The following is a 22,272-nucleotide window of genomic DNA, read 5'->3' as shown; positions in this document are numbered from 1 at the left end:
TGATCAGTGCTATGCGCTATACGGCCTGCAGATGGGCAGGCAAGCTGCTATTTGTTATTTAGATAGTTGAATGTTATTAGATACGTTAACTTTGCCATTTATTAAATCGGTAATGCTGCTTTTTAACATCACTGCTTTTTTAGATTTTGATATGTTTGATGCAGGATTGCTACTACTTGTTACAACAGATTCAAAACGATAGATACTGGTGTAGGTGGCGCCGTTAAAAACGGCTTTGTCTTTGGCTTTCAATTTATTGAATTCCGTTTTAGCAGTGCCTGTAACCTGGTATTTTCGACTAAAGGTTTTGGTAGCCTTATTATAGGCATAAAATGAGGTATTGGCCGCCTTTATTTTTTGCCGGGCGAGAATGTTTTTGGTGATGTTATTGATATTGGAAACATCTTTGAAAGAAAAGCTAATGGCTGCAATGTAATTATCAAAATCGCTTGTGCTTTTTACGTTGGAAATACCTTCTGATTTTCTTAAATAGGCCACTGCCTCATTTAATTCTTGCTGTATTTTTTGTTTACTGGGCACTTTGTATCCCTGTACACTATCTAATAGCATAACTGATGCTACCTTAGTTTTACTTTGACTAAGATTGATTGTCAAAACAATGTCGCCGGTACCATCGTTTTTCATGGAAATTTCTTCAATGACCTCAAAGCAGGAGCTTAAAAGCGGGACTAAAGCAATAAATAACAAAAGTTGGTAAAACTGTTTCAAATTCATATTAATCCGGTTAATGTTTTACGGTAAATGTGTAAAGGAATGGTTATCTGAAAGGCCAAACTTAGCAATTTCGCCACAAACTTTTAAACGATTTAAAATATTCGTTTAGATTGATTATAAATACCGGTATGGTAAGAAAATATTTTGCTTCAAAAATCAGCTGATTGTCAATATAAAGACAAGAAAAATGTAAAAGAATGCTGGCTAAGCCTATTTTTCTATCTTTGTTGCCAGCTTTTACAACCAGTATAACCATGAAGAAAAGTGCCATCATTGGATTGATTACCATCGCAATTTCTGTTGGAATTTTATTTAGCTTAAACGCAAATACCGACACCTATTCTAATTTTAAACAGGCAGCCCTTTCTGAAAAAGAAGAGCACGTAATGGGCTATTGGGTTAAATCGATGGGTACTCACTACGACGCGGTAAAAGATGCGAACCGTTTTTCATTCCACATGAAGGATGAAAAAGGGGAGGTAAGAGAGGTTATTTACGCAGGTACCAAACCGCAGGATTTCGAAAAATCAGAAAAACTGGTACTTATTGGTAAAATGGATCAGGACAAATTCTACGCGTCGAAAATTTTAATGAAATGCCCTTCCAAGTATAATGATAATTTGGTAGAGATTAATAAAGATGGCAAAGTAGACACTGTAGGGAAGTACGGCGAGAAAAAATATAACTAATTTTAATGGATATTCAATTTGTAGGCGAACACCTGTTACCAGGTAAAATCGGACAGTTTTTTATTGTTTTGGCATTTAGTGCATCATTACTATCAACCATATCGTATTTTTTTGCCAGTCGCGATAAAAATCTAGAAGAAAAATCCTGGCGAAACTTAGGCCGGATTGGATACCTGCTTAATTTTGCCAGTATTATCGGTATCGGTGCCATTTTGTTCTACCTTGTATTGGGTCATTATTTTGAATATTATTACGTTCAATCCCATTCTTCGAAGCAACTTCCGGTATACTATATCATATCTGCATTTTGGGAAGGTCAGGAAGGCAGTTTTTGGCTGTGGGCTTTCTGGCAGTCCTTTTTGGGCGCTTTATTGATCTGGAAAGCTAAATCATGGGAAAGCCCTGTGATGACTGTTGTGGCCTTCTCTCAGGTATTTTTAACCTCTATGCTTTTAGGCGTTGAGATTTTTGGCGAGCGGATTGGAAGTTCTCCATTTATCCTTTTAAGAGATGCCATAGATTTAAAAGCACAGGCACCTGTAGTTTTTGCAAATCCTGAAAATTATAAAAACTATTTGAAGTTCATAACCGATGGAAAAGGTTTAAATCCATTGCTGCAAAATTACTGGATGGTGATTCACCCGCCGACCTTGTTTTTAGGTTTTGCCAGTATGGTGGTTCCTTTTGCTTACGGGATTGCAGCTTTGTGGCAGAAAAGATATAAAGAGTGGATTAAACCCGCTATGCCATGGACGCTTTTTGCTGTAATGGTTTTGGGAACAGGTATCATCATGGGGTCTTTCTGGGCTTACGAGGCATTAAATTTTGGTGGTTTCTGGGCATGGGATCCTGTTGAAAATGCTTCTTTAATTCCATGGTTAACCTTAATCGGTGCAGTACACGTCATGATCGCGTATAAAAACACCGGTCATGCTTATTTCACCGCCATTGCTTTGGTATTTTTAAGTTTCTTATTGGTATTGTATGCCTCTTTTTTAACACGAAGCGGAATTTTAGGTGATACTTCAGTCCACTCATTTACCGATATGGGGATGTTTGGTCATTTGGTGTTATACAATGTAGTATTTGCTGTTTTGGCAGTTGCTTTGATCATTAAGAGATGGAAAGAATTGCCTATTACAACCAAAGATGAGGAAACTTACTCTCGCGAGTTCTGGATGTTTATCGGTGCTTTGGTAGTAACCATCGCCTGTATTCAGGTGATCTTCTCCACTTCGGTGCCTGTGTTTAACAAGGCCTTTGGAACTAACTTTTCTCCTCCAATTGATGCTGTAAAATATTACAACCAGTGGCAGGCGCCTTTTGCGGTATTAATTACCTTAATTTCTGGTTTCTCTCAATATTTAAAATATAAAAGAACAGATCCGCGCAAATTTTACAGCAGTCTGGTATCTGTAATTATTTTTTCCATCGTATTAACAGCAGGTTTGGTATATATCACTCAGGTTTATACCAATACCATGTACATTCTGATTACTTTCAGTTGTTTATTTGCAGTGCTTTCTAACGCTGCCGTATTATATCAGGCTTTCGGTGGCAAGGCAAAATTGGCCGGATCGGCGATTGCACACATCGGTTTTGCTTTATTGATTTTAGGTGCTTTAATTTCTGCCGCTACCAATAAACCTTTATCCATTAATGCGAATAATTTCATTCCGGTAAAGGATTTTGAAAAAACAGAGAAGCCTGGCGAGAATATCATGTTGTATAAAAATGAGCCTAAAAAAATGGGCAAGTACACGGTAACTTATGTAAGCGATACTACTCAGGCCCCAAATACTTATTATACGCTTAATTTTAAGGTTGTAGATCAAGACGGTAAGGTTAAGGAAGATTTTAATTTACACCCTCATACCCAGGACAATGAAAAAATGGGTTTAATTGCTTCTCCTGATACCAAACATTATCTTACCTATGATGTGTACACACACATTACCAGTGCAGCAGTTAAACAAACTGCTCATGATGATCATGAAGGGCATTCTGATGATGAAAATTATAAGGCACCACGTATTGTTAAGGTTTCAGTAGGCGATACCATTCATACCTCGAGCGGAGTGGTTACGGTTAAAGAACTGGATAGAAAACCTACTGCCAAAGATTTAGCGCTGGCTCAGGGCGATTATGCTGTGGGTTTACCTTTAGAGGTTAATGCTGCAGGAAAAATTTACAATACAGAGCCTATTTTCTTGATAAAAGGAAACAATACATTCGATTTTGCACGTAAGATAGATGAATTAGATCTGAAATTCCGTTTTTCGAATGTATTGCCAGATGAGAAAAAAGTAGAACTTCAAATTTTTGAGAAACCACAGCAGGCTAAAGATTGGGTAGTTTTCAAAGCGATAGAATTTCCTTTCATCAATTTATACTGGGCTGGTACCATTGTCATGGTTGTGGGTTTCCTACTTTCAATTTTCAGGAGGAGAAAAGAGGCCAAAACCGCATAAAATCATGAAGATCGTTTTACTGGGGTCGGGTAATGTTGCCACAAACTTAGCAAAAGCACTAAAAGCTAATGATGAAGATGTAATACAGGTATACAGCCCGAATGTAGACCATGCAAAATCATTAGCTGATTTGATAGGAGCTGAAGGCATAAATGATCTTAGTGATGTTGAACAAGATGCTGATTTATATATCATCTCAGTAAAGGATGATGCCATTGAAAGCGTTGCTAAATCATTAAAAAATGTAACTGGCCTGGTGGTACATACCTCTGGCACTACCGATATTAATATTTTATCATCACAAGTTAAGCAGGCCGGCGTTTTTTATCCGCTGCAAACTTTTTCAAAAGATAAAGAGGTTTCATTTGAAAACGTTCCGCTTTGTATTGAAGCAAACGGTGAAATTCAATTATCGGTTTTAAAAAATCTCGCTGCCAAAATGAGTAGCGAGGTGTATGGGTTAAATGGCGAGAAGCGGAAAGTATTACACCTTGCAGCCGTATTTGCCTGTAATTTCCCGAATCACCTTTACGCTTTGGCTAATAAAATTTTAAGTCAGAACGGTTTGGATTTCGACATCATCAGGCCTTTAATTGCAGAGACAGCTGATAAGGTAATGAGTAACCTGCCAGAAAATGTGCAAACCGGGCCGGCAATCAGGGCTGATGAAAGTACTTTATCTAAGCATTTGAGCATGTTAAGCGATATGCCCGAATTGCAGAACATTTATCAAACATTGAGCAATAGCATAAAATTAACGCTGAAATAGCATAATTACGGCTTTTGCTTATTACTTTTGCAAAATAATTATGAGCATTTTTAAACTGAAAATAAATTTTGAAGAGGCAGATCACGAATCTATTGAGTTGCCAATAGCAGCTGGTGAATCTGTTTTAGACGTTTGCCTGGATAATGGAATCGAATTACAACACAACTGCGGAGGTGTTTGTGGTTGTAGTACCTGCCATGTATATGTAACCAAAGGGATGGATAATATCGAAGAGATTTCTGATAAAGAAGAAGACTTTATTGATAGGGCTGTTCGTCCGAAAATTACTTCGCGTTTAGGTTGCCAATGTGTAGTCATTAACGGCGATATCGAAGTGACCATTCCTGATCAGTCTGGTTTTATGGGGCACTAGCTAGTTTAGAGTTTAGCGTTCCTAGTTTGGAGCCTGAACTTTACAACATTAAAACATTTCAACTTTACAACAACAAACGAACAAAACATGAACAACGATAAATTTGCTTTACCTTTTTACTGGAACGATTATGAAGATATCGCCATGTCTTTATATGAGAAATTTGGCGATGATTTTACGGAAGCCAAAATTTACCGCGTTCGCTTTACCGAACTTTTAGAATGGGTTTTATCATTGCCCAACTTTAAAGGAACCCGTGAAGAAAGCAATGAAGGCCATTTGGAGCAAATTCAATCTGCCTGGGTTTACGAATGGAGAGATAACCAGTAATTTAGTTTGGAGTAAAGAGTTCGGAGTTTAGAGGCTCCATTCAACTCTCAACTCCAGGCTCTCAACTCCCAACTAGAAAATGTTCCTTCAGAAATTAAAAGAAATCACCACGTTCATTTTTGACGTAGACGGTGTGCTTACAGATGGATCAGTTCAGGTTACTGATAGCGGTCAGTCGTTGCGCACTTTTAACATTAAAGACGGTTATGCCATGCAGCTGGCCGTTAAAAAGGGCTATAATATTTGTATTATATCAGGAGGCGATGGGATTGCGATGGGCAAGCGTTTCTTTAATCTGGGTATAACCGATGTTTTCCTTGGAACAGGAGATAAGGTCGCCATCTTTAATCAATATCTTCAGGATAAGCGTATCAAAGCAGGAGAAGTGCTTTACATGGGTGACGATATTCCTGATTTAAAAGTAATGAAACTTGTTGGGCTTCCAACCTGCCCGGCTGATGCCGTAGAAGAAATAAAAGCGATATCTACCTTCATTTCTCCTTACAAAGGAGGCAAAACTGCTGTGCGTGATATTATTGAGAAAGTGATGAAAGTACAGGGCAGATGGCATGATGAAAATCCAAATGCGGCTGATTCGGGGAAATAGGTTTATTTCTTAGCTCAATAGTTGTTACCATTGGTTCATTCGTCATTAGTTGACTAGTGATCAGTTTATTATAACCGTTATTAGGTAATATTCCTCAAGAAATCGTCATTCTCAACATGATTGGGAATCACGTGGTGCTCATGAATGCTGATAAAAAAGAACTCATGAATTATCTTCGTGCAAGCGCTTTAAGATTAGCTTCGCTGAATACTTCTTGGTTCGAGCATACGCGGGATCCGATCGCTATCAGGTGACGCCTTGTAGATTCTGTCAATAGGAGCATAGTCGATGGATCTATTCTTATATTATAGATTTCTCCGTTTCGCTGCGCTTCAGTCGAAAGGAAGAAATTAAGAGTCAGAATGACCTTCCCATTATAATTCTTCCACTAGAAAATTTGCAATACATCGTATTATAGACGAAATTTGTTTAACAATATTAATCAATCGATTGATTAATATTAGGGTTTAAAGATGTAATTTTAATCATATGAGTAAGTACCTTGTACCTGTCGATTTTTCTAAAACAGCTGATCATGCTGCGAAATACGCAGCCAGATTGAGTGTCGCAATGGCGAACGCCAAAATTATATTACTGAATGCTTATTATGTTTCGACATACGAAAGCATCCTGCCGACTCCTGATTTAGTGGTTACTACAGACGAACATATTGCCGATGAAACAACACGCAGGCTTGAAGCACTTGAAAAACTGAAGTTGAAAATGTTGGAGATTAATCCTGATGCCGAAATCGAGATTTCTTTAACAAGAGAGACGATATTGAGATCAATCATCGAGCGGGTTAATAAAGAAGAAATCGATTTAATTATTATTGGCAGCAATGGTAAAAAAGCCAAAGATGAAAGTGATATTGGCTCAAATGCCATTAAAATTTCCAAATCCAGTCCTGTGCCGGTTTTAGTAGTACCGCCTAAAGCTGATTATCAATCCATCCGTAAGGCCGTTTTAGCCTGTGATTTTAAAAAGGTTAAAGAGGAGGTACCTATGCAGGCCCTAAAAAATATCTTAAGCAAGCATGCCCTACAACTTTTGGTACTTAATATTAATTCAGGTGATGCTGTTAACCAGGATGAGGAGCAGATTTTACACGAAATGCTCAAAGATTTTTCACCTGCATATCACTACGCTGATCATCCCGATACCATTAAGGGAATTGTAAAATTTGCCAAAAATGAAGAAGCCCAGTTAATTATCGCGCTTCCAAAGAAATATAGTTTTTTTGAAAGCTTACTGCACGAAAGTGTCTCTCAAAAGTTAACCATTAAATCGCATGTTCCGGTATTATTGTTGAAAGATTGATTTATGAATCTGCAACAGTTAAGTTACATGGCGCAGTTAAACTTTCAATTTCTTTTGCACTCCAATAGGCTCAATTTGGACCAAAAACAACAAAAGAACAACATGAAAAAATTAATGATGATTTGCGGATTAATGCTGGGTATAGCTGGTTTCGCTAATGCGCAACAAGGCGGTGGACCAGGCAGAATGATGATGAAACCTGAAGAAAGGGTAAAATTCTTAGACGAAAAATTAAAGTTATCTGATGATCAGAAAACAAAGCTGACCACTGTTTTTACAGAGCAGGCTGAAACCATGAAAAAAATGCGCGAAGAAATGCAGGGCAGTGACAGAGATGCGATGAGAGAGAAAATGCAAAAAATGCGCGCAGATAACGATGCGAAAATCACTGCAGTGTTAACAGATGATCAGAAAAAAGCTTACGAAGCCTGGCAAAAAGAAATGCGTGCCGAAATGGAAAAACGCAGACAGGGTGGCGGAAATAATTAATCTTTGAAAAATACAAATAATAAAAGCGGCTTAAGGTCGCTTTTATTATTTTAGCGGAAAATTAAGATATGTCAGTTCAATTTCCACCAATCATTTTAGCTTCTAAATCACCCCGTAGACAAGAACTTTTAACACTTATGGGCTTAAATTTTAAAGTTGAGCTAAAAGATGTAGATGAGAGCTATCCATCAGATTTAAGTCCGGCAGAAATAGCTGTTTACATTTCAGAAAAAAAGGCCAGGGCCTTTAACGGTGATGGTGAAATAGTGATTACTGCAGATACCATTGTAGCCTTAAACGGTGAAATTTTAGGTAAACCAGAGGATAGGAAACATGCACAGCAAATGTTGAAAAAGCTATCGGGCAGTAAACACGAGGTTTTTACAGGGGTAACGCTCGCTAAAGGAGGCCAGATATATTCATTTTATGACCGCACTATCGTTTACTGCAAGGCAGTTACAGCTGAAGAAATTGATTTCTATATCGATCATTATAAACCTTTTGATAAAGCAGGTAGCTATGGCGTGCAAGATTGGTGGGGTATTGTTGTAGTAGAACGCATAGAAGGCTCTTATACAAACGTAATGGGTTTGCCAACAGAAAAGCTTTACAACGAGCTTTTGAAGTTTATTTAAAACTTCTTGTGGAATCCGGCTGAAAGTTTCATCATCTATGAAAATTAGCCTGATGAAAAACAAAATTAACGAAGTGACCATAGCTGAACCCTGTACCCAAAACTGGGATGAAATGGAAAAAGGCGAAGGCTTTAAGTTTTGTTCAGCTTGCAGTAAAAATGTAATTGATTTTTCGGGTTATACCAATGCCGAAATTATCAATGTGCTGACAAATGCAGCTTCTGCTGTATGCGGTCGAATAAGTCAAAACCAATTAAACCAGCTCAATTATCATTTAACTGTTGTTCCAACAAGGAATAGAGATTGGATGAGGTACCTTGGTGTTTTAGCCATTGGCATGAGCATCTTTGTAACGGATGCAAAGGCCGGGAAGTTGAAAACACCAATTGAAATCGCAAAAACGATTGGCTACAAAGCCGATGATAAAAAGCCGGTTGTGCCCGCAAAAATATATGGTTATGTTATTGGAGCGGATAAAAAGCCAATCGCTGGAGTTAGATTATCTATCTTAGATACAAAATATGCCACCTTAACCGATAAAAATGGCCGATACGAAATCCTATTGGATAAAAAATTTAATATCAGTAAAAATCAACTGATGGTAGAGAGCCTACGTTATTCAGCATTTCTAACCCTCGATTTTTCTAAACAAAAACAAAATATCCTTGAGCTTAAGAAAATTGAACCGATGATTATGGGTAGAGTATTGATGGCACCAAAGAAGAAATAATACTAAATTAACATACGCTATATTCTTGGTGATCCATCTGCTGATGGATCATTTTTATATCAGACCGGCCAATACACCCATTTTTAAATCATAAGTGGAGAGCATTAATCTGTTTATTTTCGCCCTGCCTAATACATAGTTCGTAATTAAAGCGGCAATCACAATCATATCAACCCGCAACGGAATAATACCTGTCATTTCTACGCGCTGCTGGTGTGTAGAGTTGATCAGCTTCAGTGCAACGTCGATATAATCATCGTAATTAAACTGATAAGTTTTTAGTTGTTCAATCATTATATTTTGATGCTGCTTTTCAGTAATCAATTCGGCAAATGTTTCGAATGCACCTGCCGATCCAATTAAGATTTGGGGTTTATATTTTTCACAGATTTTGAAAAGATCTTCCAACTGTTCCTGGATGTGGAAAAGAATATGCTGTTTGTCAAAATCGGAAAGCGGATCGGATTTAAAGAATTTCTGCATTAACCGTGCCGCACCAATGTTATAACTTTTCTTCCAGATTAATTTTTCGATATCGCAGAAGATAAACTCCACACTGCCGCCACCAATATCCATAATTAATGATGGTTCCTGTATAGCACCGCTCAGTTTTACACCCTGGTAAATGAATTCAGCTTCCTCATCACCACTAATGGTTTCGATCTTTATCCCGGTTCTTTCATTTACTGCATTTACGAAATCTTTTCCGTTTTCTGCACTTCTAACCGCTGAAGTTGCGGTGGCCCTAACTATAGCAACTTGATATTCAGTGATGGTTTTACCAAAATCTTTCAGACAATTAATCCCTCTTTCAAAGGCTGCCGGAATGATCATGTTATCGTTAATTCTACCTTCTCCCAATTTAACAGGTACATTGGTCTTATATAAAATTTCTGGCTGGCTTTCTGCTGTTTCAGCAATAAGTAAGTGGAAGGTATTGGTTCCAAGATCGATAACGGCAACACGCATAATATTTGTTTTTTATTTTTTTGGAAAGCAGAAACAGTATTTCTTCGGGAGCTGCAGTCCTGCTATCCATTAAATTTCGTTAATGTTAGTGCTAAATTAATTTAGTACACCGAACTATCATGGCTATCAGGTTTATTTTTTACGTTAATAGGTTTGGCAAGATAGCAAAGGGCATAAAAAATTGGTCTGTTGTCAGGTTTCCATAAATTCCCGTGGTATAAGATGTTACCCGCTTACACTCTTAACACAAAATAACAATCTTTACCCGATTTATTAATATGATCGAAGGAGTCAGATGGTAACAGCTTAACTCCATCATAAACCTATTTTATTAAGTGCTGCAATTGTTTTACATTATGCAATGCACCAACGCCCCAGGTATTGTTAAAATAAACAAATACTTCCTCACCCTCTTTAATCTGACTTTTGAAACCTTGAATCGTTTTCAAATCATATTCTGATTTGTACAATACAGGTTTTCCATGAAAACGGTAATAAATAGTTTCTGTATTCCTAATTACATCATCAGGTAGAGCAGAAGGATAACTTTGTCCGCTAAAGGTGATCTTGTTTTTAGCTAATTTTTTATAAATCTCTTCATCAAACCAACTGATGTGGCGAAATTCTACTACATTTTTTAAATCGGATTCTAAAATTTCGATCAATAGATTTAACCGTTCTTCACTGTAATTAAACTTTGGTGGAAACTGAAAAAGTACACAGCCCAACTTTTCCTTTAGTCCGATTTGAATGGCCTCGTAAAAATCATCTATAAGTTGCTCACATTCGTGGAACTGTTTATAATGCGTAATTAACCGTGGCGCCTTAATGGTAAACAAAAAGTCATCCGGACTTTCATCGTACCACTTATCAAATGATTTTTGAGGCGGCATTTTATAGAAGGTAGAATTAATTTCTATGGTATTAAAATGCTCACAATAATACTTAAACCAATTTTTTTGCGCCAAACCTTTCGGATAGAAAACCTCTTTCCATTCTCGGTAATAGAAGCCTGAACAACCAATTCTCCATTTCATATATAAAAAACAGGCATCAGGTAGAAAGGTTTATGAGCCATTAGCTATAGCTATAAAAAGGATCAGAGAAATACCAATATATGCAGATAGCTTTAAATAAATGTTGTTTTTCTTACCCAGAAAATCTAAACTAAGGTTAATAAGGAAATAGAGCGGTTAATTTAGTATTCTTTTCTCTATCCCTATCGTCAGCTGAACTTGTTTTACAAGTAGTGCTAGCTTTTTAAATTGCCTTGTAGCTACTTCGTGGTCAGCATCTTTCTTGCTTGATAGACCCTGAAATAAATTTACTTCGTAGCTTTCCGCTGCGCTACAGGTCAGGGTGACAAACTCAATTGAAAACATTACTTGAAAATCTTCTATAAAGGCGTTTTATTAATCGAGTTCAGGTTTTAATGTTTTTGGTAAACTTAGTCCTAATCAGTTTAATTACTTGGAAGATAACCAAAAGCTATTAAAATTATAAAACGCGCAAGTGGTTACAACTTTTTGGTTTAAAAATTGCTCTGATCGGGAATCAAATTATGAAAACAATTTATACTATGAAAACGATCTTGAAATTAACAGCCCTTGCGCTTGTATTGTCATCTACTGCGTGTAAAAATGATAAGAAAAAAGAAAACAACGCCAAAACTGCTTATGCCGAAGCAAATGAAAAAGATGTAAATGCCATTATTGAATATAATAATGTGATGGTGAGTTTTACGGATAAAAATAACGATTACATCAAACGTATTGAAAGTAACATGATTAAAATTGAAAAAGGATTGCAAAATCCAAATGATCATTTTGCTTTTATTGGGTTGATCCAGCCTTTTTCGATACCAACAATTAATAGAAGCAAGCTAAAGCCTGATACCCCACCCAGTGCTTTAAACAAAGATGATCAGAAATTTTTTAAAGAGAATGTAACCGCTATGACCGGTTTATTGGATAAAATCAAAGAAACATACAAATCTTTAGATGAATATATCAAAGCTGAAGATTGGAAAGATGATAAGGGTACTAAAGGAAAAGCTTTGGTCGATTCTATTTATGGCATGGGTAAAAAATACTATACGCACGATGACCTGGTTTTAGCTAAACTAAACCTGATTGGCGATGATGCAGAGCGGGTAATTTTGAAGACGCATCCCTTAAAGGAATACATATTTGCGCTAAAGGATGACCGCAGTGCGACTGCCGCATTTATCAAATTAATGGCAAGCAATAAAAATTATAAATCGATAGAGGGTAAAGCGAAAGCTGCTTATCAGGCGCTTGAGGAGCAGCATCAAAAACATGCTGCTATGGCTGCACCAGATGCAACCAAATATCCTGGTAAGGACGGCTATTTTAGAAATTTTAATGAAAGGTTAAATGACTATTTAATTGCAGCACGAAAAATGATGCGCGATGCTTCAGCTTCTGGTCAGTTAACTGATTATAATATTGAAGACTTGGTCCGCCACCAGGATAGTATGCGTTCTGCCTACAACAATTTTGTAGATTAGTATTAAAAACAAAAAAAAGCCGATGCTAAAAACATCGGCTTTTCAGTTATATTGAATTACTTACTCAAAATATTCTTTCATTCTTTCGAAAAAGCTTTTATCATTTTTACCTGGCTGGGGCCTAAAGTTTGGCGATTCGCGTAATTTCTCTAAAACATTTCGCTCTTCGCTACTTAAGGCTTTTGGTGTCCAGATATTGATGTGGATAATCTCATCGCCTCTATGGTAAGAATTTACCTCTGGTAAACCTTTGCCCTTTAAGCGCAATAATTTTCCGCTTTGTGTACCTGGGTCAATTTTAATTTTGGCTTTACCATCAATGGTTGGAACTTCAATGCTCATACCTAAAGCGGCATCCACAAAACTTAAATGCAAATCATAAACTACGTTATTGCCTTCGCGTTTTAAGGTTTCGTGTGGAATCTCTTCAATTAAAATAATTAAATCGCCTGGAACACCACCATTCGGCGCTGCATTTCCTTTACCGCTCATGCTTAATTGCATGCCTTCACTTACCCCTGCAGGGATATTGATGGTGATGGTTTCTTCTCCGCGCACAACACCATCGCCATGGCATACATTACATTTTGCGGTAATTTGCTGACCGCTTCCGTTACAGGTAGGGCAGGTAGATGCGGTTTGCATCTGGCCTAAAATGGTATTGGTTACCCGGCGTACCTGGCCGCTACCACCGCAGGTGCCACAGGTACTTACTGATGATTTATCTTTTGCTCCAGAACCATCACAGGTTTTACAAACAATTAGTTTATTAACCTTGATTTTCTTTTCAGCACCATGTGCAATTTCTTCAAGTGTTAATTTAACTTTTATACGAAGGTTAGTACCTTTAGCTACACGACGGCCACCACGTTGCTGGCCACCACCACCGCCGCCGAAAAAGCTTTCGAATGGGTTGTGTCCGCCAAAAATATCTCCAAAATTACTGAAGATATCGTCCATGTTCATATTGCCGCCACCATAGCCACCGGAAGCACTGCTGCCTACACCGGCATGGCCAAACTGATCGTAACGCTGTTTCTTTTCGGGGCTGCTTAAAACTTCATATGCTTCTGCAGCTTCTTTAAATTTATCCTCAGCAGCTTTATCTCCCGGGTTTTTATCCGGGTGATATTTGATCGCCATCTTACGATAAGCTTTCTTAATTTCGTCAGCACCTGCGCTTTTGGTTACGCCCAATACGTCGTAATAATCTCTTTTACTCATCTTTTTTTATAAAATGATTGAATGATTGCGTGATGGAATGAAGGAATATCAACTCAATCATTCAAAATTCAATCATTCAATAATTATTTTTACGCTCCAACAACCACTTTAGCGAAGCGGATTACATTCTCATTTAAGGTATAACCTTTTTCAACCTCGTCTATAACCTTACCCTTTAAATCTTCAGTAGGGGCCGGAATATTGGTAATAGCCTCATGGAAATCCGTATTGAAAGGCTGATTGATGCTTTCTACATCTTTTAAGCCTTTTTGTGCTAAAGTACTTTTCAGTTTATTGCTTACCAATAAAATACCTTCTTTAACCGGGGCCACTTCAGTAGCGCTTTCCATTGCTTTTAACGCACGGTCAAAATCATCTAAAACAGGTAAAAGCGAAACAATCACATCTTTACCGGCAGTTTGTAATAACTCTACTCGCTCTTTTTGTGTACGGCGTTTGTAGTTGTCAAATTCTGCATATAAACGCAGGTATTTATCGTTAAGCTGTTGAACCTCTGCCTGCAATTTCTCTTCGGCAGTTAATTCCGGTGCTTGCTCAGTCTCATTTGCAGTGGCATCAGTATTTTCTACATTTTCCGTAGCATTTTCTGACGCGTTTTCAGGATTCATTATATTTTCTTCTTTATCGTGATTTTTCTTCTTATTAAACATAATATAAGGCTGAATTTTTTTGTCTTAATCTCAACTATTTTGCCATAAACGGAAATCAGCCAAGCTGTCAGATTTATTTACGATTATCTGAACAGATTGGCTGATTAGCTGACGGATGTCAGAAATTTTATGCTATTTGTGCATCTTCGTGAACGATGCCATTTTCACATTTGATAATGCGTGATGGGAAGGTACGGATGATGTGGTAATCATGTGTGGCCATCAAAACTGCCGTTCCTGCCTGACTGATCTGCTTCAGGAGGGTTACAATTTCTTCTGAAGTTTCTGGATCTAAGTTGCCCGTTGGTTCATCTGCCAGAATAATTTCCGGATCGTTAAGTAAAGCCCTTGCAATTACAATACGCTGCTGTTCGCCCCCCGAAATTTCATGCGGCATTTTTTTGATCTTCGAGCGCAGACCTACTTTATCCAAGACATCTTTAATACGCTCGCTTATCAGCTTTTCGTCTTTCCAGCCTGTAGCCTTAAGCACAAACTCCAGGTTCTTTTCTATTGTCCGGTCAGTAAGCAATTGAAAATCCTGAAAAACAACTCCTAATTTACGGCGCAAAAACGGCACCTGACTTTCTTTAAGGTTTTTAAGGTCGAACCCCGCAATATTGCCATCGCCATTTCCAATATGCAAATCGCCGTACAAAATTTTAAGCAAGCTGCTCTTCCCAGAACCTGTTTGGCCGATCAAGAATATAAATTCATCTTTTTCGATATGTAAATTTACATTGGAGAGGACTAAATGTTTTTGTTGAAAAACATCAACATTGCTTAAATGAATTACTGAGTTGCCTGCCATATTATATTTCTAATTTTGCAATCTGCCCAAAAGGCAAATCTTTAACCATTTCCATAATGTATTCCTGCTTGTCGCCAAGTCCCAGTTTTTCCAGCGATTTATCAGGTCTGTCTACCCTAAAATAAGCTAAAAGTGTAAACTTGTCATCTCTTAACTGTACGTAATCCGGAATTTTGGCTATGCCTTTAACTTTTACGATATACATTGTGTCCAAAAATAGCATTTCCAAATGATAAGAGGAAGTTTGAACCCTTTTTTATCTGACTAACATAAGCCACCCCGTGTAGGTTTGCAATTTTTCATTTAAATAAACCGAGTAATAATATACCGCTGAAGGGAGTTCTTTTCCGTTCATTTTGCCATCCCAGGGTTTAAACGGACCGGTACTTTGATATACCACATTACCATAGCGATTGATAATTTTAACTTTAGGGTTTGGAAATAATCCTGCTGCTGGGATATTCCAGGTATCATTTACGTTGTCGCCGTTTGGAGAAAAAGTATTGGGTATAACTACTTTTGGATAAACGGTTATATTTATCTGATCGCTACTGTTGCTACAGCCTAGTTTGGAAGTGGCTTGTAAGGTGTAAGTAATATCGTGTGGTGGTGTGGCAATAGGATTCAATTTCGTCGGGTCATCCAGATAATTGGCAGGTGTCCATAAATAAGTAACATCTCCTGATACTTTCCCATTTAAAGTTATTTTTTGTCCGTTAACGATCTCTTGGTCAGCACCAGCATCTGCCGACACATTTTTATCGACATTTACGGTGATTTGTGCGGTTTTGGAGCATGCACCTTGGGTAACCTTTACCGTATAGGTAGTGGTTTCGGTAGGGGCAGCAATGGGATTAGCACTCCTATGATCTGAAAGTCCACTTGCCGGCGACCAAAAATACTCCGTTCCGCCTGATGCTGTTAATTGTACTGATTTACCCTCACAAATGCTAATTGTCTGGACATTTGTACTAATTGATATCGGGTCATCAATCTTTACATTGGTCGGTGCACTTGACGAGCAGCCATTTGAATTAACGGTTACCATATATTCACCCTCCATAGCTTTAGTTGCATTAATGATTGTTGGGTTTTGGGCTGTAGAACTATATCCGTTTGGACCGCTCCAGCTGTAACTTGTTCCTCCCGATGCATATAATTGAATGGTGTTTCCTACGCAGAAAGGGCCAGGATTATGGGCTTCTGCAACCGGTAAGGAGTTTACGTTTACCGTTATGGGATCTGACACTGCTCTGCAGTTAACTTTATCCATATTACCGTCAATGGCTGTAATTAAACGGTACTGATAAACACCTGTCGGCCGGTTTAAAAAGTTAATCGTTGCTTGTTTTGTTGTTGCCCCGGCGATATCAACCCAGCTGGTGCCTTTGTTTTCCTGCCATTGGTAAACCGGATTGATATATTCTGGCAAAATAGCAGCGTCTACCGTAAAGCTGTTGGTGTTACCCTCACACATATTTAATGAGGCATTATTGCGGTTGAAAAAAGGTTTAATACCAGGACCATACGCCTGTACCGTAATGTCATCCAAAGCAAAATCATTACCGTTGTCGGTAGATGTATCATTAACTAGTTGCAGGGTTACAGTAGAGTTGTTCCCGTTGTTAAAATCAAGTGTGTATTGGTGCCACATCCCATCTGCTGTCACATTTCCAGTTGAGGTATCGCTCAGAAAATTGCCATTGGGATCAATTACCTTTAAAATCATCTTTGGAGGAGGGGCATTTGCAGCTGGCGAATTGGTATTCAGCACCCAGATAGATAAACGTAAAATCGTATTTGGGCAAAGATTGTCCATTTTTTGTTCGAAAAAAACAGTAGGGGTAGAAATACCGTCTATTAAAAGCATTAAGCCATTGCTATCGCCAGTATGATCCGTATGATGCTGCCAGTAAATGGGATAGGGATTGTCAGGTGTAGCAGGCGTTTTAACTAACCCCGATTGATTTGGTGCTAAAGCTCTTGGATTTTGCCCTGGAGGCCCCATAAAAGTTGTAAAGGTAGTTGCACCCGGAGCATATAATGCTAAAGGGCCATACCAGTTATCCGTATTGTTGCCCTGTCCAAAAGTTTGGTTAATTAAAGGCTGTCCGAAAGTACCGGTGCTTACCTGTGCCCTAACCAAATTTGCAAAGAGCATGATATAAAGAAAGGATAGCGCTTTTATTAAATGATACATTTGATGCCTCAAGTCAACACGCTAATATCTGAATAAAATGTAATCCAATTGCTTATGGCCATCAATTTAGCGAATTTAAAAAACTTATGGTATTTACGTTATCAGCATAATCCCAAAGTTTTGGGTGCTGGCTTTGCCCAAAATCAAAACTGGCAATATTTATTGGCGATTTGGTAACCGCACACTGAATATCTGCTGCTTTATCATTCAGTTTATCTTCAACCTCTTTTAGGTTTTCGTATTCTTCGTAATAAAGTACAGCCAGTGGTGAGGCTAAACTTTTATCTTCTTTTAACAACAAAAAGCCGTTATCAAAGTGCTTGGCCGCATTCACCAAATAAATAGATTTATTATAATCGTAATTGTTCTGGTATTTGAAATGGTTAATAACGGGTTGAAAACTTTCTATACCTTCGTAGAAATTAGCCATGTCATATCCTTTTGGAAGATACAGTTTGGAAACATTTCTACAGCCCAAACCAAAGTAATCAAAAATATCGTTGCCCAGGTTTTGGATATCTTCTTTGGTTTCTGTACCATCCAGAACCGCAATACTATTTCTGTTTTTTCGGATGATGTTGGGTACTTTACTAAAATAATAATCGAAATATCTGGATGAATTATTACTTCCGGTAGCGATTACAGCATCGAAGTCTTTTAATCGCTCTACATATTCGATTTGATTTGCAAAAGCAGGTTCAATATTAATCAATTCAGTAAGGACAGTTTTAATCAATCTGTCATCTGACGAAGAAAGTTTGATTAAGGCTATGTTTCCTGTAGCTAAAACGCATAAAACATCATGTAAGCCTACCAGCGGAATGTTTCCTGCCAGGATTAAACCAACTTTTTTAGGTGCAATACTGAACTGCACGGATTGGAACCAAAATTCCAAATCGGTCTGATTCAACATTTCAGCAAATGATAGGATAGACTTTTTAATATTTTCTTCGGTAAACCATGCATTAGCGCTTCCTGCGCTGTAAAGTGTATTTCCTAGTATGTCAGTAGGGTTTGTGAGCTTTTTGCCTAGTTCATTGAATGCACTTATTGCTTTTTCTTGAGTTAATGCTGACATATTTAGAATTATTATTAATGGATTATATCTTATATTTGCAAGCGCAAAGGTAAACTAAGCAAAAGAATTAGACGAAAACATGGCAATTAAAATAACAGATGAGTGTATAAATTGTGGGGCATGTGAACCAGAATGTCCAAATAACGCAATTTACGATGCCGGAACTGCCTGGCGTTTTTCTGATGGTACCAATTTAGAAGGTATCATTGATTTTGGTAATCAACAGATAGAAGCTGATGCCGCTCAGGAAGCAGTTTCAGATGAAGTATATTATATCGTATCCGATAAATGTACGGAGTGTAAAGGTTTTCATGATGAGCCTCAATGTGCGGCAGTTTGCCCGGTTGATTGTTGTGTAGATGATGAGGATATCCGAGAAACAGAAGAAGAATTATTAGCTAAGAAAGCTTGGTTACACCAGGAAGGATAGACTTAATCAGATATAAAAAAATGAAGGTCTCACGTTAAGTGAGACTTTTTTTATTTAGGAGGTTTCGGTTTGTTGCGACAGACTCCAATGGTGTGGTCGTCCTTTCGACTGTAGCGCAGCGAAATGGAGAAATCGAATAATATAGAAATAGATCCTTCGGATAGGCTATCATTGACAGAATCTACGAGTCAGGTCGTCATCCGATAGCAATCGGATCTCACGCATGCGGTAATCTTAAAGCCCTTGCATTAAGATTAACACATGATGTTTTGCTTTTATCTGGCTGCATTCATGAGCACTTCGCGGTTTCCAGTTAAGTTGGGAATGACGATCTCTCGAGAGTTATTACCAACCTAAAATTCGCCTGTTAATCATATTGATTTTATGTAATAAATTATCCTTCAGAATAACAACTGAGTGGTAATTACTTAATGAGCTTATGCTTCTAAACTGTATTCGTAGCAAAGGTCCAAGGGTCACGAATTTTCTTTGCACCATGCTAACTAATGAACATGAACTATTGAACCAGCTAATCTAGCTCCGACTTGTTAGGGACAATCAAAACAGGACAAGCGGATTTTCTGGCAACGTGCTCCGCTACGCTTCCCATTAAAAAATGGTATAATCCAGTTCTGCCGTATGTGCCAATTACAATTAAATCAGATCCCCATTCATCTGATTGTTGGATGATGCCATGTGCCGCCGTATCAATAACGCTTAAGTAAGTGGTGGATATGCCTTTTCCATATTTAGTCTCCATTTCTTTTAGCAAAATATGGCTGTTTTCTTCACTGTTATCATAAGTTTCCAAGAAAACGGGGGCCAGCGTTAAGTCGGGATTTACATTAGCTGGTACAGGCTCAATAATGTTAACCAGCGCTACCTCTGCTCCAAATTTTTCAGCCATATCATAACCGGCTTTCGCCGCTTTTTCTGAGCAGGTACTGTTATCAACGGCAATTAATATTTTTTTAAAATTCATGTTGGGCTTATTTAAAAATGAACATCATAAAAATAACAAATTTGGAAGCAAAATGTTAGGCAATGGATGTATTTTATTAGTTTTACAATGATTTAACGAGCAAGTTTAATGGAAAATCAATACGGTATTTGTAGAGTCGCAATAGCCCCTTTAAGAGCAGATGCATCAGATAAAGCAGAAATTGTTTCGCAGCTATTATTTGGTGATCATGTTGAAATTATCCAGAAAGAAGAACGGTGGTGGCTGGTTCAGAATGGTTATGATGGTTATGAAGGCTGGATGGATTTCAGGCAACTGGCCTCCATTACCCAGGATCAGTTTGCTGCAATGCATGATTGTCATTTACTGGCGCCTTTAAGTTTCAATAATGCTTTAACCGCTAATGACGGTACTTTATATCATTTAAGTCCGGCAAGTAATCTGCCATTTTTAAAAGATGGTTATTGTTATGCGGGAGAAGAAAAGTTTAAATTGAATTTCGAAGCATACGATAATCGTGCTGTAAACTTTGTTGATAAAGTAACGGAAACCGCGAAATTTTTTCAGAACATTCCATATTTATGGGGAGGAAGGCATTTATTTGGTTTGGATTGCTCAGGTTTTACCCAAACCGTATTTAAAATGTTGGGCGTTAAATTAAACCGCGATGCTGCCCAGCAGGCTGAACAAGGTGAATTGGTTGGTTTTCTTGCTGAATGCAAGGCTGGTGATGTAGCTTTTTTTGATAATGATGAAGGCAGAATAACCCATGTTGGCATTATGTTGAGTCCAAATGAAATCATCCATTCCTCTGCAAAGGTAAAAATTGATCCGATTGATGATCAGGGGATTTTTAATAAAGAGTTAGGGAAGTATTCACATAAGCTGAGGATTATTAAACGTTTTGTAAATTGATACTTCAACTATGAAAGAACGTTTTCAGGATCTAAATTTTAGATAAGTCATTTTCAAAGTGAAGTTTGGGTCAATTGCCCTAGTTGTTTGAAAAGAGCATCAACTAAAGTAGATTATGAGGCAAAGCGCGCAAAGTTAAGTTGTCTGCATTGTGGCTGTAATAAGGAAACGTTCATAAATGATTTCCAAATGTCTGCTAATGGCTATTTTGGAGCAGAATTATGGCTGCGGGCGCCGTTTAAAAATGAAGTATTCTGGGCCTTTAATTTCGAACATTTACTTTACTTGGAAAGTTATATTTCTGCTAATCTTCGTGAGCATAAAGACCGATCACATTATACACTACTAGAAAAACTTCCGAAATTTTATCATTTAGCAAAAAATAGGGAAGCACTTTTAAAGCTAATCGAAAAGCTGAAAAACAAAATTTAGCTTTCCATCGCCCAAATCATTACCTGCCGGTCATCACCCGTAGAGATTAAATATTTACCATCACGGCTCCAGATGATTTTATTAATGGAATGGGTATGGCCGATTCCGACTTTCTCCAGACTTAGTATTTTATAGAGCTTAAAACTTTCTGCGTCCCAAAGTTTAATGCTTTTATCCTGACTGCTTGTGGCGAAATAGGGCAGGTTAGGGTGGAAAGCAATATCATAAATGGTAAACATATGGGCCGGAACAGTTCGTAGCAATTCGTAATCTGGCAACCTCCAGATTTTCAATTGTGCATCACGACTTCCTGAAATTAAATACCTATTCTTTGGATTGTATGCTAAAGCCGTAACCGGAAGCTTATGCCCTTCAAGATTTTGCTTCAGACTATAATCATGCAGGTTATAAATCTTAATCAAATGATCTTTACAACCAAATGCAATTTCCGTTTCATCAGGAGATAGGGCAATAGTACGAACGGTATCATAAGCTGCCTGAAAGCGGTAAATTTCTTCAAATTCGGTTAGCGACCAAACCGCAACAGTTCCATCTTCACCTGTGGTGATCAGCTCGTGTTTTGATTGGACTGTTTTAATGTCGAAAATTGGCTTAAGGTGTGCGTTAAAGCGTGCTATTACTTCCTGTTTCCTTAAATCGTACACACTAAAAGCGCCACTTCTTTCGCCCACAAACAGCTGATGATTATAATAATGCAGGCAATAAACAGAACTTTGCACCGGCATTTTAACCTTAACAAAAGCCATTTCAGTTAACGACCATTCTACAATACCTTTGTCATTACCCGCACTAAAAAATAATTCATTCTGATCCGAGTGGGCCAGGGCATAAACTGGGTTTTGGTGGCCAGGAAGTGTTTTGATGTGTTTGAGCATTGCCGAG

General features: G+C 37.9%; 25 protein-coding genes. 14 read left to right on the top strand and 11 right to left on the bottom strand.

Going from position 1 to position 22,272, the window contains the following annotated elements; all coding sequences use genetic code 11:
• Positions 1–54 precede the first annotated feature (54 nt).
• Entirely contained in the window at positions 55–735 is a 681-nt protein-coding gene (locus PGN18_RS15295) for a hypothetical protein (RefSeq protein WP_335320438.1), read from the bottom strand.
• Positions 736–989: 254 nt separating this feature from the next.
• On the opposite strand from PGN18_RS15295, the gene PGN18_RS15290 reads away from it, so the two are divergent.
• From PGN18_RS15290 to PGN18_RS15245, 10 genes are all read left to right on the top strand, one after another.
• Positions 990–1,424, top strand: a complete 435-nt coding sequence (locus PGN18_RS15290) for a cytochrome c maturation protein CcmE domain-containing protein (protein ID WP_335320437.1) — start codon at positions 990–992, stop codon at positions 1,422–1,424.
• A gap of 5 nt (positions 1,425–1,429) precedes the next feature.
• Positions 1,430–3,895, top strand: coding sequence for a heme lyase CcmF/NrfE family subunit (locus PGN18_RS15285; RefSeq protein WP_335320435.1), 2,466 nt, complete (start codon positions 1,430–1,432; stop codon positions 3,893–3,895).
• Positions 3,896–3,899: 4 nt separating this feature from the next.
• Positions 3,900–4,664 (top strand): Rossmann-like and DUF2520 domain-containing protein, encoded by a 765-nt coding sequence (locus PGN18_RS15280; protein WP_335320434.1) that lies wholly within the window; start codon positions 3,900–3,902, stop codon positions 4,662–4,664.
• A gap of 40 nt (positions 4,665–4,704) precedes the next feature.
• Positions 4,705–5,037, top strand: a complete 333-nt coding sequence (locus PGN18_RS15275) for a 2Fe-2S iron-sulfur cluster-binding protein (protein ID WP_025143142.1) — start codon at positions 4,705–4,707, stop codon at positions 5,035–5,037.
• Positions 5,038–5,124: 87 nt separating this feature from the next.
• On the top strand, positions 5,125–5,367 hold the full coding sequence (gene iscX, locus PGN18_RS15270; RefSeq protein ID WP_090499518.1) for a Fe-S cluster assembly protein IscX: 243 nt from the start codon (positions 5,125–5,127) through the stop codon (positions 5,365–5,367).
• Positions 5,368–5,446: 79 nt separating this feature from the next.
• Positions 5,447–5,974 (top strand): KdsC family phosphatase, encoded by a 528-nt coding sequence (locus PGN18_RS15265; RefSeq protein WP_335320432.1) that lies wholly within the window; start codon positions 5,447–5,449, stop codon positions 5,972–5,974.
• 489 nt (positions 5,975–6,463) lie between these two features.
• Complete coding sequence (locus PGN18_RS15260) at positions 6,464–7,294, top strand: universal stress protein (RefSeq protein WP_335320431.1); 831 nt, start codon at positions 6,464–6,466, stop codon at positions 7,292–7,294.
• A 102-nt stretch (positions 7,295–7,396) separates the two neighbouring features.
• A complete protein-coding gene (locus PGN18_RS15255) occupies positions 7,397–7,783 on the top strand; it encodes a hypothetical protein (RefSeq protein ID WP_335320430.1) in 387 nt (128 codons plus the stop codon).
• Positions 7,784–7,851: 68 nt separating this feature from the next.
• Positions 7,852–8,418: a Maf family protein gene (locus tag PGN18_RS15250; protein ID WP_335320429.1), complete on the top strand. Its 567-nt coding sequence runs from the start codon at positions 7,852–7,854 to the stop codon at positions 8,416–8,418.
• A 52-nt stretch (positions 8,419–8,470) separates the two neighbouring features.
• The gene (locus tag PGN18_RS15245) at positions 8,471–9,148 is read left to right on the top strand and encodes a carboxypeptidase-like regulatory domain-containing protein (RefSeq protein ID WP_335320428.1); all 678 of its coding nucleotides are present in this window, start codon (positions 8,471–8,473) and stop codon (positions 9,146–9,148) included.
• A gap of 54 nt (positions 9,149–9,202) precedes the next feature.
• Here the strand turns inward: PGN18_RS15245 and PGN18_RS15240 are convergent, their stop codons facing one another.
• Positions 9,203–10,117: a Ppx/GppA phosphatase family protein gene (locus tag PGN18_RS15240; protein WP_335320427.1), complete on the bottom strand. Its 915-nt coding sequence runs from the start codon at positions 10,115–10,117 to the stop codon at positions 9,203–9,205.
• A 323-nt stretch (positions 10,118–10,440) separates the two neighbouring features.
• Positions 10,441–11,154 (bottom strand): DUF72 domain-containing protein, encoded by a 714-nt coding sequence (locus PGN18_RS15235; RefSeq protein ID WP_335320426.1) that lies wholly within the window; start codon positions 11,152–11,154, stop codon positions 10,441–10,443.
• 542 nt (positions 11,155–11,696) lie between these two features.
• On the opposite strand from PGN18_RS15235, the gene PGN18_RS15230 reads away from it, so the two are divergent.
• Positions 11,697–12,647, top strand: a complete 951-nt coding sequence (locus PGN18_RS15230) for a hypothetical protein (protein WP_335320425.1) — start codon at positions 11,697–11,699, stop codon at positions 12,645–12,647.
• Between the two features lie 60 nt (positions 12,648–12,707).
• On the opposite strand, the gene dnaJ is transcribed toward PGN18_RS15230, so the two are convergent.
• The 6 genes from dnaJ to PGN18_RS15200 form a co-directional block, all read right to left on the bottom strand.
• Complete coding sequence (gene dnaJ, locus PGN18_RS15225; protein ID WP_335320424.1) at positions 12,708–13,871, bottom strand: molecular chaperone DnaJ; 1,164 nt, start codon at positions 13,869–13,871, stop codon at positions 12,708–12,710.
• A gap of 89 nt (positions 13,872–13,960) precedes the next feature.
• A complete protein-coding gene (locus PGN18_RS15220; RefSeq protein WP_335320423.1) occupies positions 13,961–14,542 on the bottom strand; it encodes a nucleotide exchange factor GrpE in 582 nt (193 codons plus the stop codon).
• A gap of 127 nt (positions 14,543–14,669) precedes the next feature.
• Complete coding sequence (locus tag PGN18_RS15215; RefSeq protein WP_335320422.1) at positions 14,670–15,353, bottom strand: cell division ATP-binding protein FtsE; 684 nt, start codon at positions 15,351–15,353, stop codon at positions 14,670–14,672.
• Position 15,354: 1 nt separating this feature from the next.
• Positions 15,355–15,558 (bottom strand): hypothetical protein, encoded by a 204-nt coding sequence (locus tag PGN18_RS15210; RefSeq protein ID WP_057932355.1) that lies wholly within the window; start codon positions 15,556–15,558, stop codon positions 15,355–15,357.
• 51 nt (positions 15,559–15,609) lie between these two features.
• Positions 15,610–17,514, bottom strand: a complete 1,905-nt coding sequence (locus PGN18_RS15205) for a gliding motility-associated C-terminal domain-containing protein (protein WP_335320419.1) — start codon at positions 17,512–17,514, stop codon at positions 15,610–15,612.
• Positions 17,515–17,614: 100 nt separating this feature from the next.
• Positions 17,615–18,631 (bottom strand): acyl-CoA reductase, encoded by a 1,017-nt coding sequence (locus PGN18_RS15200; protein WP_335320418.1) that lies wholly within the window; start codon positions 18,629–18,631, stop codon positions 17,615–17,617.
• 79 nt (positions 18,632–18,710) lie between these two features.
• On the opposite strand from PGN18_RS15200, the gene PGN18_RS15195 reads away from it, so the two are divergent.
• A complete protein-coding gene (locus tag PGN18_RS15195) occupies positions 18,711–19,061 on the top strand; it encodes a 4Fe-4S dicluster domain-containing protein (protein WP_205058424.1) in 351 nt (116 codons plus the stop codon).
• Positions 19,062–19,590: 529 nt separating this feature from the next.
• Here PGN18_RS15195 and PGN18_RS15190 read toward each other — a convergent pair.
• Positions 19,591–20,043 (bottom strand): universal stress protein, encoded by a 453-nt coding sequence (locus PGN18_RS15190; RefSeq protein ID WP_335320416.1) that lies wholly within the window; start codon positions 20,041–20,043, stop codon positions 19,591–19,593.
• A 108-nt stretch (positions 20,044–20,151) separates the two neighbouring features.
• On the opposite strand from PGN18_RS15190, the gene PGN18_RS15185 reads away from it, so the two are divergent.
• Positions 20,152–20,937 (top strand): C40 family peptidase, encoded by a 786-nt coding sequence (locus tag PGN18_RS15185; protein WP_335320415.1) that lies wholly within the window; start codon positions 20,152–20,154, stop codon positions 20,935–20,937.
• Positions 20,938–21,126: 189 nt separating this feature from the next.
• A complete protein-coding gene (locus PGN18_RS15180) occupies positions 21,127–21,369 on the top strand; it encodes a hypothetical protein (RefSeq protein WP_335320414.1) in 243 nt (80 codons plus the stop codon).
• Here the strand turns inward: PGN18_RS15180 and PGN18_RS15175 are convergent.
• On the bottom strand, positions 21,366–22,265 hold the full coding sequence (locus tag PGN18_RS15175; RefSeq protein ID WP_335320413.1) for a WD40 repeat domain-containing protein: 900 nt from the start codon (positions 22,263–22,265) through the stop codon (positions 21,366–21,368). The two genes, PGN18_RS15180 and PGN18_RS15175, sit on opposite strands and share 4 nt — an antisense overlap.
• Positions 22,266–22,272: the final 7 nt, after the last annotated feature.

Source organism: Pedobacter terrae (assembly GCF_036946585.1).
Lineage (GTDB): Bacteria > Bacteroidota > Bacteroidia > Sphingobacteriales > Sphingobacteriaceae > Pedobacter > Pedobacter terrae_C.
The sequence above is the reverse complement of the archived record's forward strand: the minus strand, read 5'-3'. Positions and strand labels throughout refer to the sequence as shown.

Bases quoted from the DNA above. Each gene is read 5' to 3' on its own strand.
- PGN18_RS15240 (WP_335320427.1), bottom strand. From the start codon at position 10,117: ATGCGTGTTGCCGTTATCGATCTTGGAACCAATACCTTCCACTTACTT.
- PGN18_RS15175 (WP_335320413.1), bottom strand. From the start codon at position 22,265: ATGCTCAAACACATCAAAACACTTCCTGGCCACCAAAACCCAGTTTAT.
- PGN18_RS15205 (WP_335320419.1), bottom strand. From the start codon at position 17,514: ATGCTCTTTGCAAATTTGGTTAGGGCACAGGTAAGCACCGGTACTTTC.
- PGN18_RS15295 (WP_335320438.1), bottom strand. From the start codon at position 735: ATGAATTTGAAACAGTTTTACCAACTTTTGTTATTTATTGCTTTAGTC.
- PGN18_RS15280 (WP_335320434.1), top strand. From the start codon at position 3,900: ATGAAGATCGTTTTACTGGGGTCGGGTAATGTTGCCACAAACTTAGCA.
- PGN18_RS15210 (WP_057932355.1), bottom strand. From the start codon at position 15,558: ATGTATATCGTAAAAGTTAAAGGCATAGCCAAAATTCCGGATTACGTA.
- PGN18_RS15290 (WP_335320437.1), top strand. From the start codon at position 990: ATGAAGAAAAGTGCCATCATTGGATTGATTACCATCGCAATTTCTGTT.
- PGN18_RS15255 (WP_335320430.1), top strand. From the start codon at position 7,397: ATGAAAAAATTAATGATGATTTGCGGATTAATGCTGGGTATAGCTGGT.
- PGN18_RS15260 (WP_335320431.1), top strand. From the start codon at position 6,464: ATGAGTAAGTACCTTGTACCTGTCGATTTTTCTAAAACAGCTGATCAT.
- PGN18_RS15245 (WP_335320428.1), top strand. From the start codon at position 8,471: ATGAAAAACAAAATTAACGAAGTGACCATAGCTGAACCCTGTACCCAA.
- PGN18_RS15195 (WP_205058424.1), top strand. From the start codon at position 18,711: ATGGCAATTAAAATAACAGATGAGTGTATAAATTGTGGGGCATGTGAA.
- PGN18_RS15275 (WP_025143142.1), top strand. From the start codon at position 4,705: ATGAGCATTTTTAAACTGAAAATAAATTTTGAAGAGGCAGATCACGAA.
- iscX (WP_090499518.1), top strand. From the start codon at position 5,125: ATGAACAACGATAAATTTGCTTTACCTTTTTACTGGAACGATTATGAA.
- PGN18_RS15180 (WP_335320414.1), top strand. From the start codon at position 21,127: ATGTCTGCTAATGGCTATTTTGGAGCAGAATTATGGCTGCGGGCGCCG.
- PGN18_RS15220 (WP_335320423.1), bottom strand. From the start codon at position 14,542: ATGTTTAATAAGAAGAAAAATCACGATAAAGAAGAAAATATAATGAAT.
- PGN18_RS15200 (WP_335320418.1), bottom strand. From the start codon at position 18,631: ATGTCAGCATTAACTCAAGAAAAAGCAATAAGTGCATTCAATGAACTA.
- PGN18_RS15285 (WP_335320435.1), top strand. From the start codon at position 1,430: ATGGATATTCAATTTGTAGGCGAACACCTGTTACCAGGTAAAATCGGA.
- PGN18_RS15250 (WP_335320429.1), top strand. From the start codon at position 7,852: ATGTCAGTTCAATTTCCACCAATCATTTTAGCTTCTAAATCACCCCGT.
- dnaJ (WP_335320424.1), bottom strand. From the start codon at position 13,871: ATGAGTAAAAGAGATTATTACGACGTATTGGGCGTAACCAAAAGCGCA.
- PGN18_RS15215 (WP_335320422.1), bottom strand. From the start codon at position 15,353: ATGGCAGGCAACTCAGTAATTCATTTAAGCAATGTTGATGTTTTTCAA.
- PGN18_RS15230 (WP_335320425.1), top strand. From the start codon at position 11,697: ATGAAAACGATCTTGAAATTAACAGCCCTTGCGCTTGTATTGTCATCT.
- PGN18_RS15185 (WP_335320415.1), top strand. From the start codon at position 20,152: ATGGAAAATCAATACGGTATTTGTAGAGTCGCAATAGCCCCTTTAAGA.
- PGN18_RS15190 (WP_335320416.1), bottom strand. From the start codon at position 20,043: ATGAATTTTAAAAAAATATTAATTGCCGTTGATAACAGTACCTGCTCA.
- PGN18_RS15265 (WP_335320432.1), top strand. From the start codon at position 5,447: ATGTTCCTTCAGAAATTAAAAGAAATCACCACGTTCATTTTTGACGTA.
- PGN18_RS15235 (WP_335320426.1), bottom strand. From the start codon at position 11,154: ATGAAATGGAGAATTGGTTGTTCAGGCTTCTATTACCGAGAATGGAAA.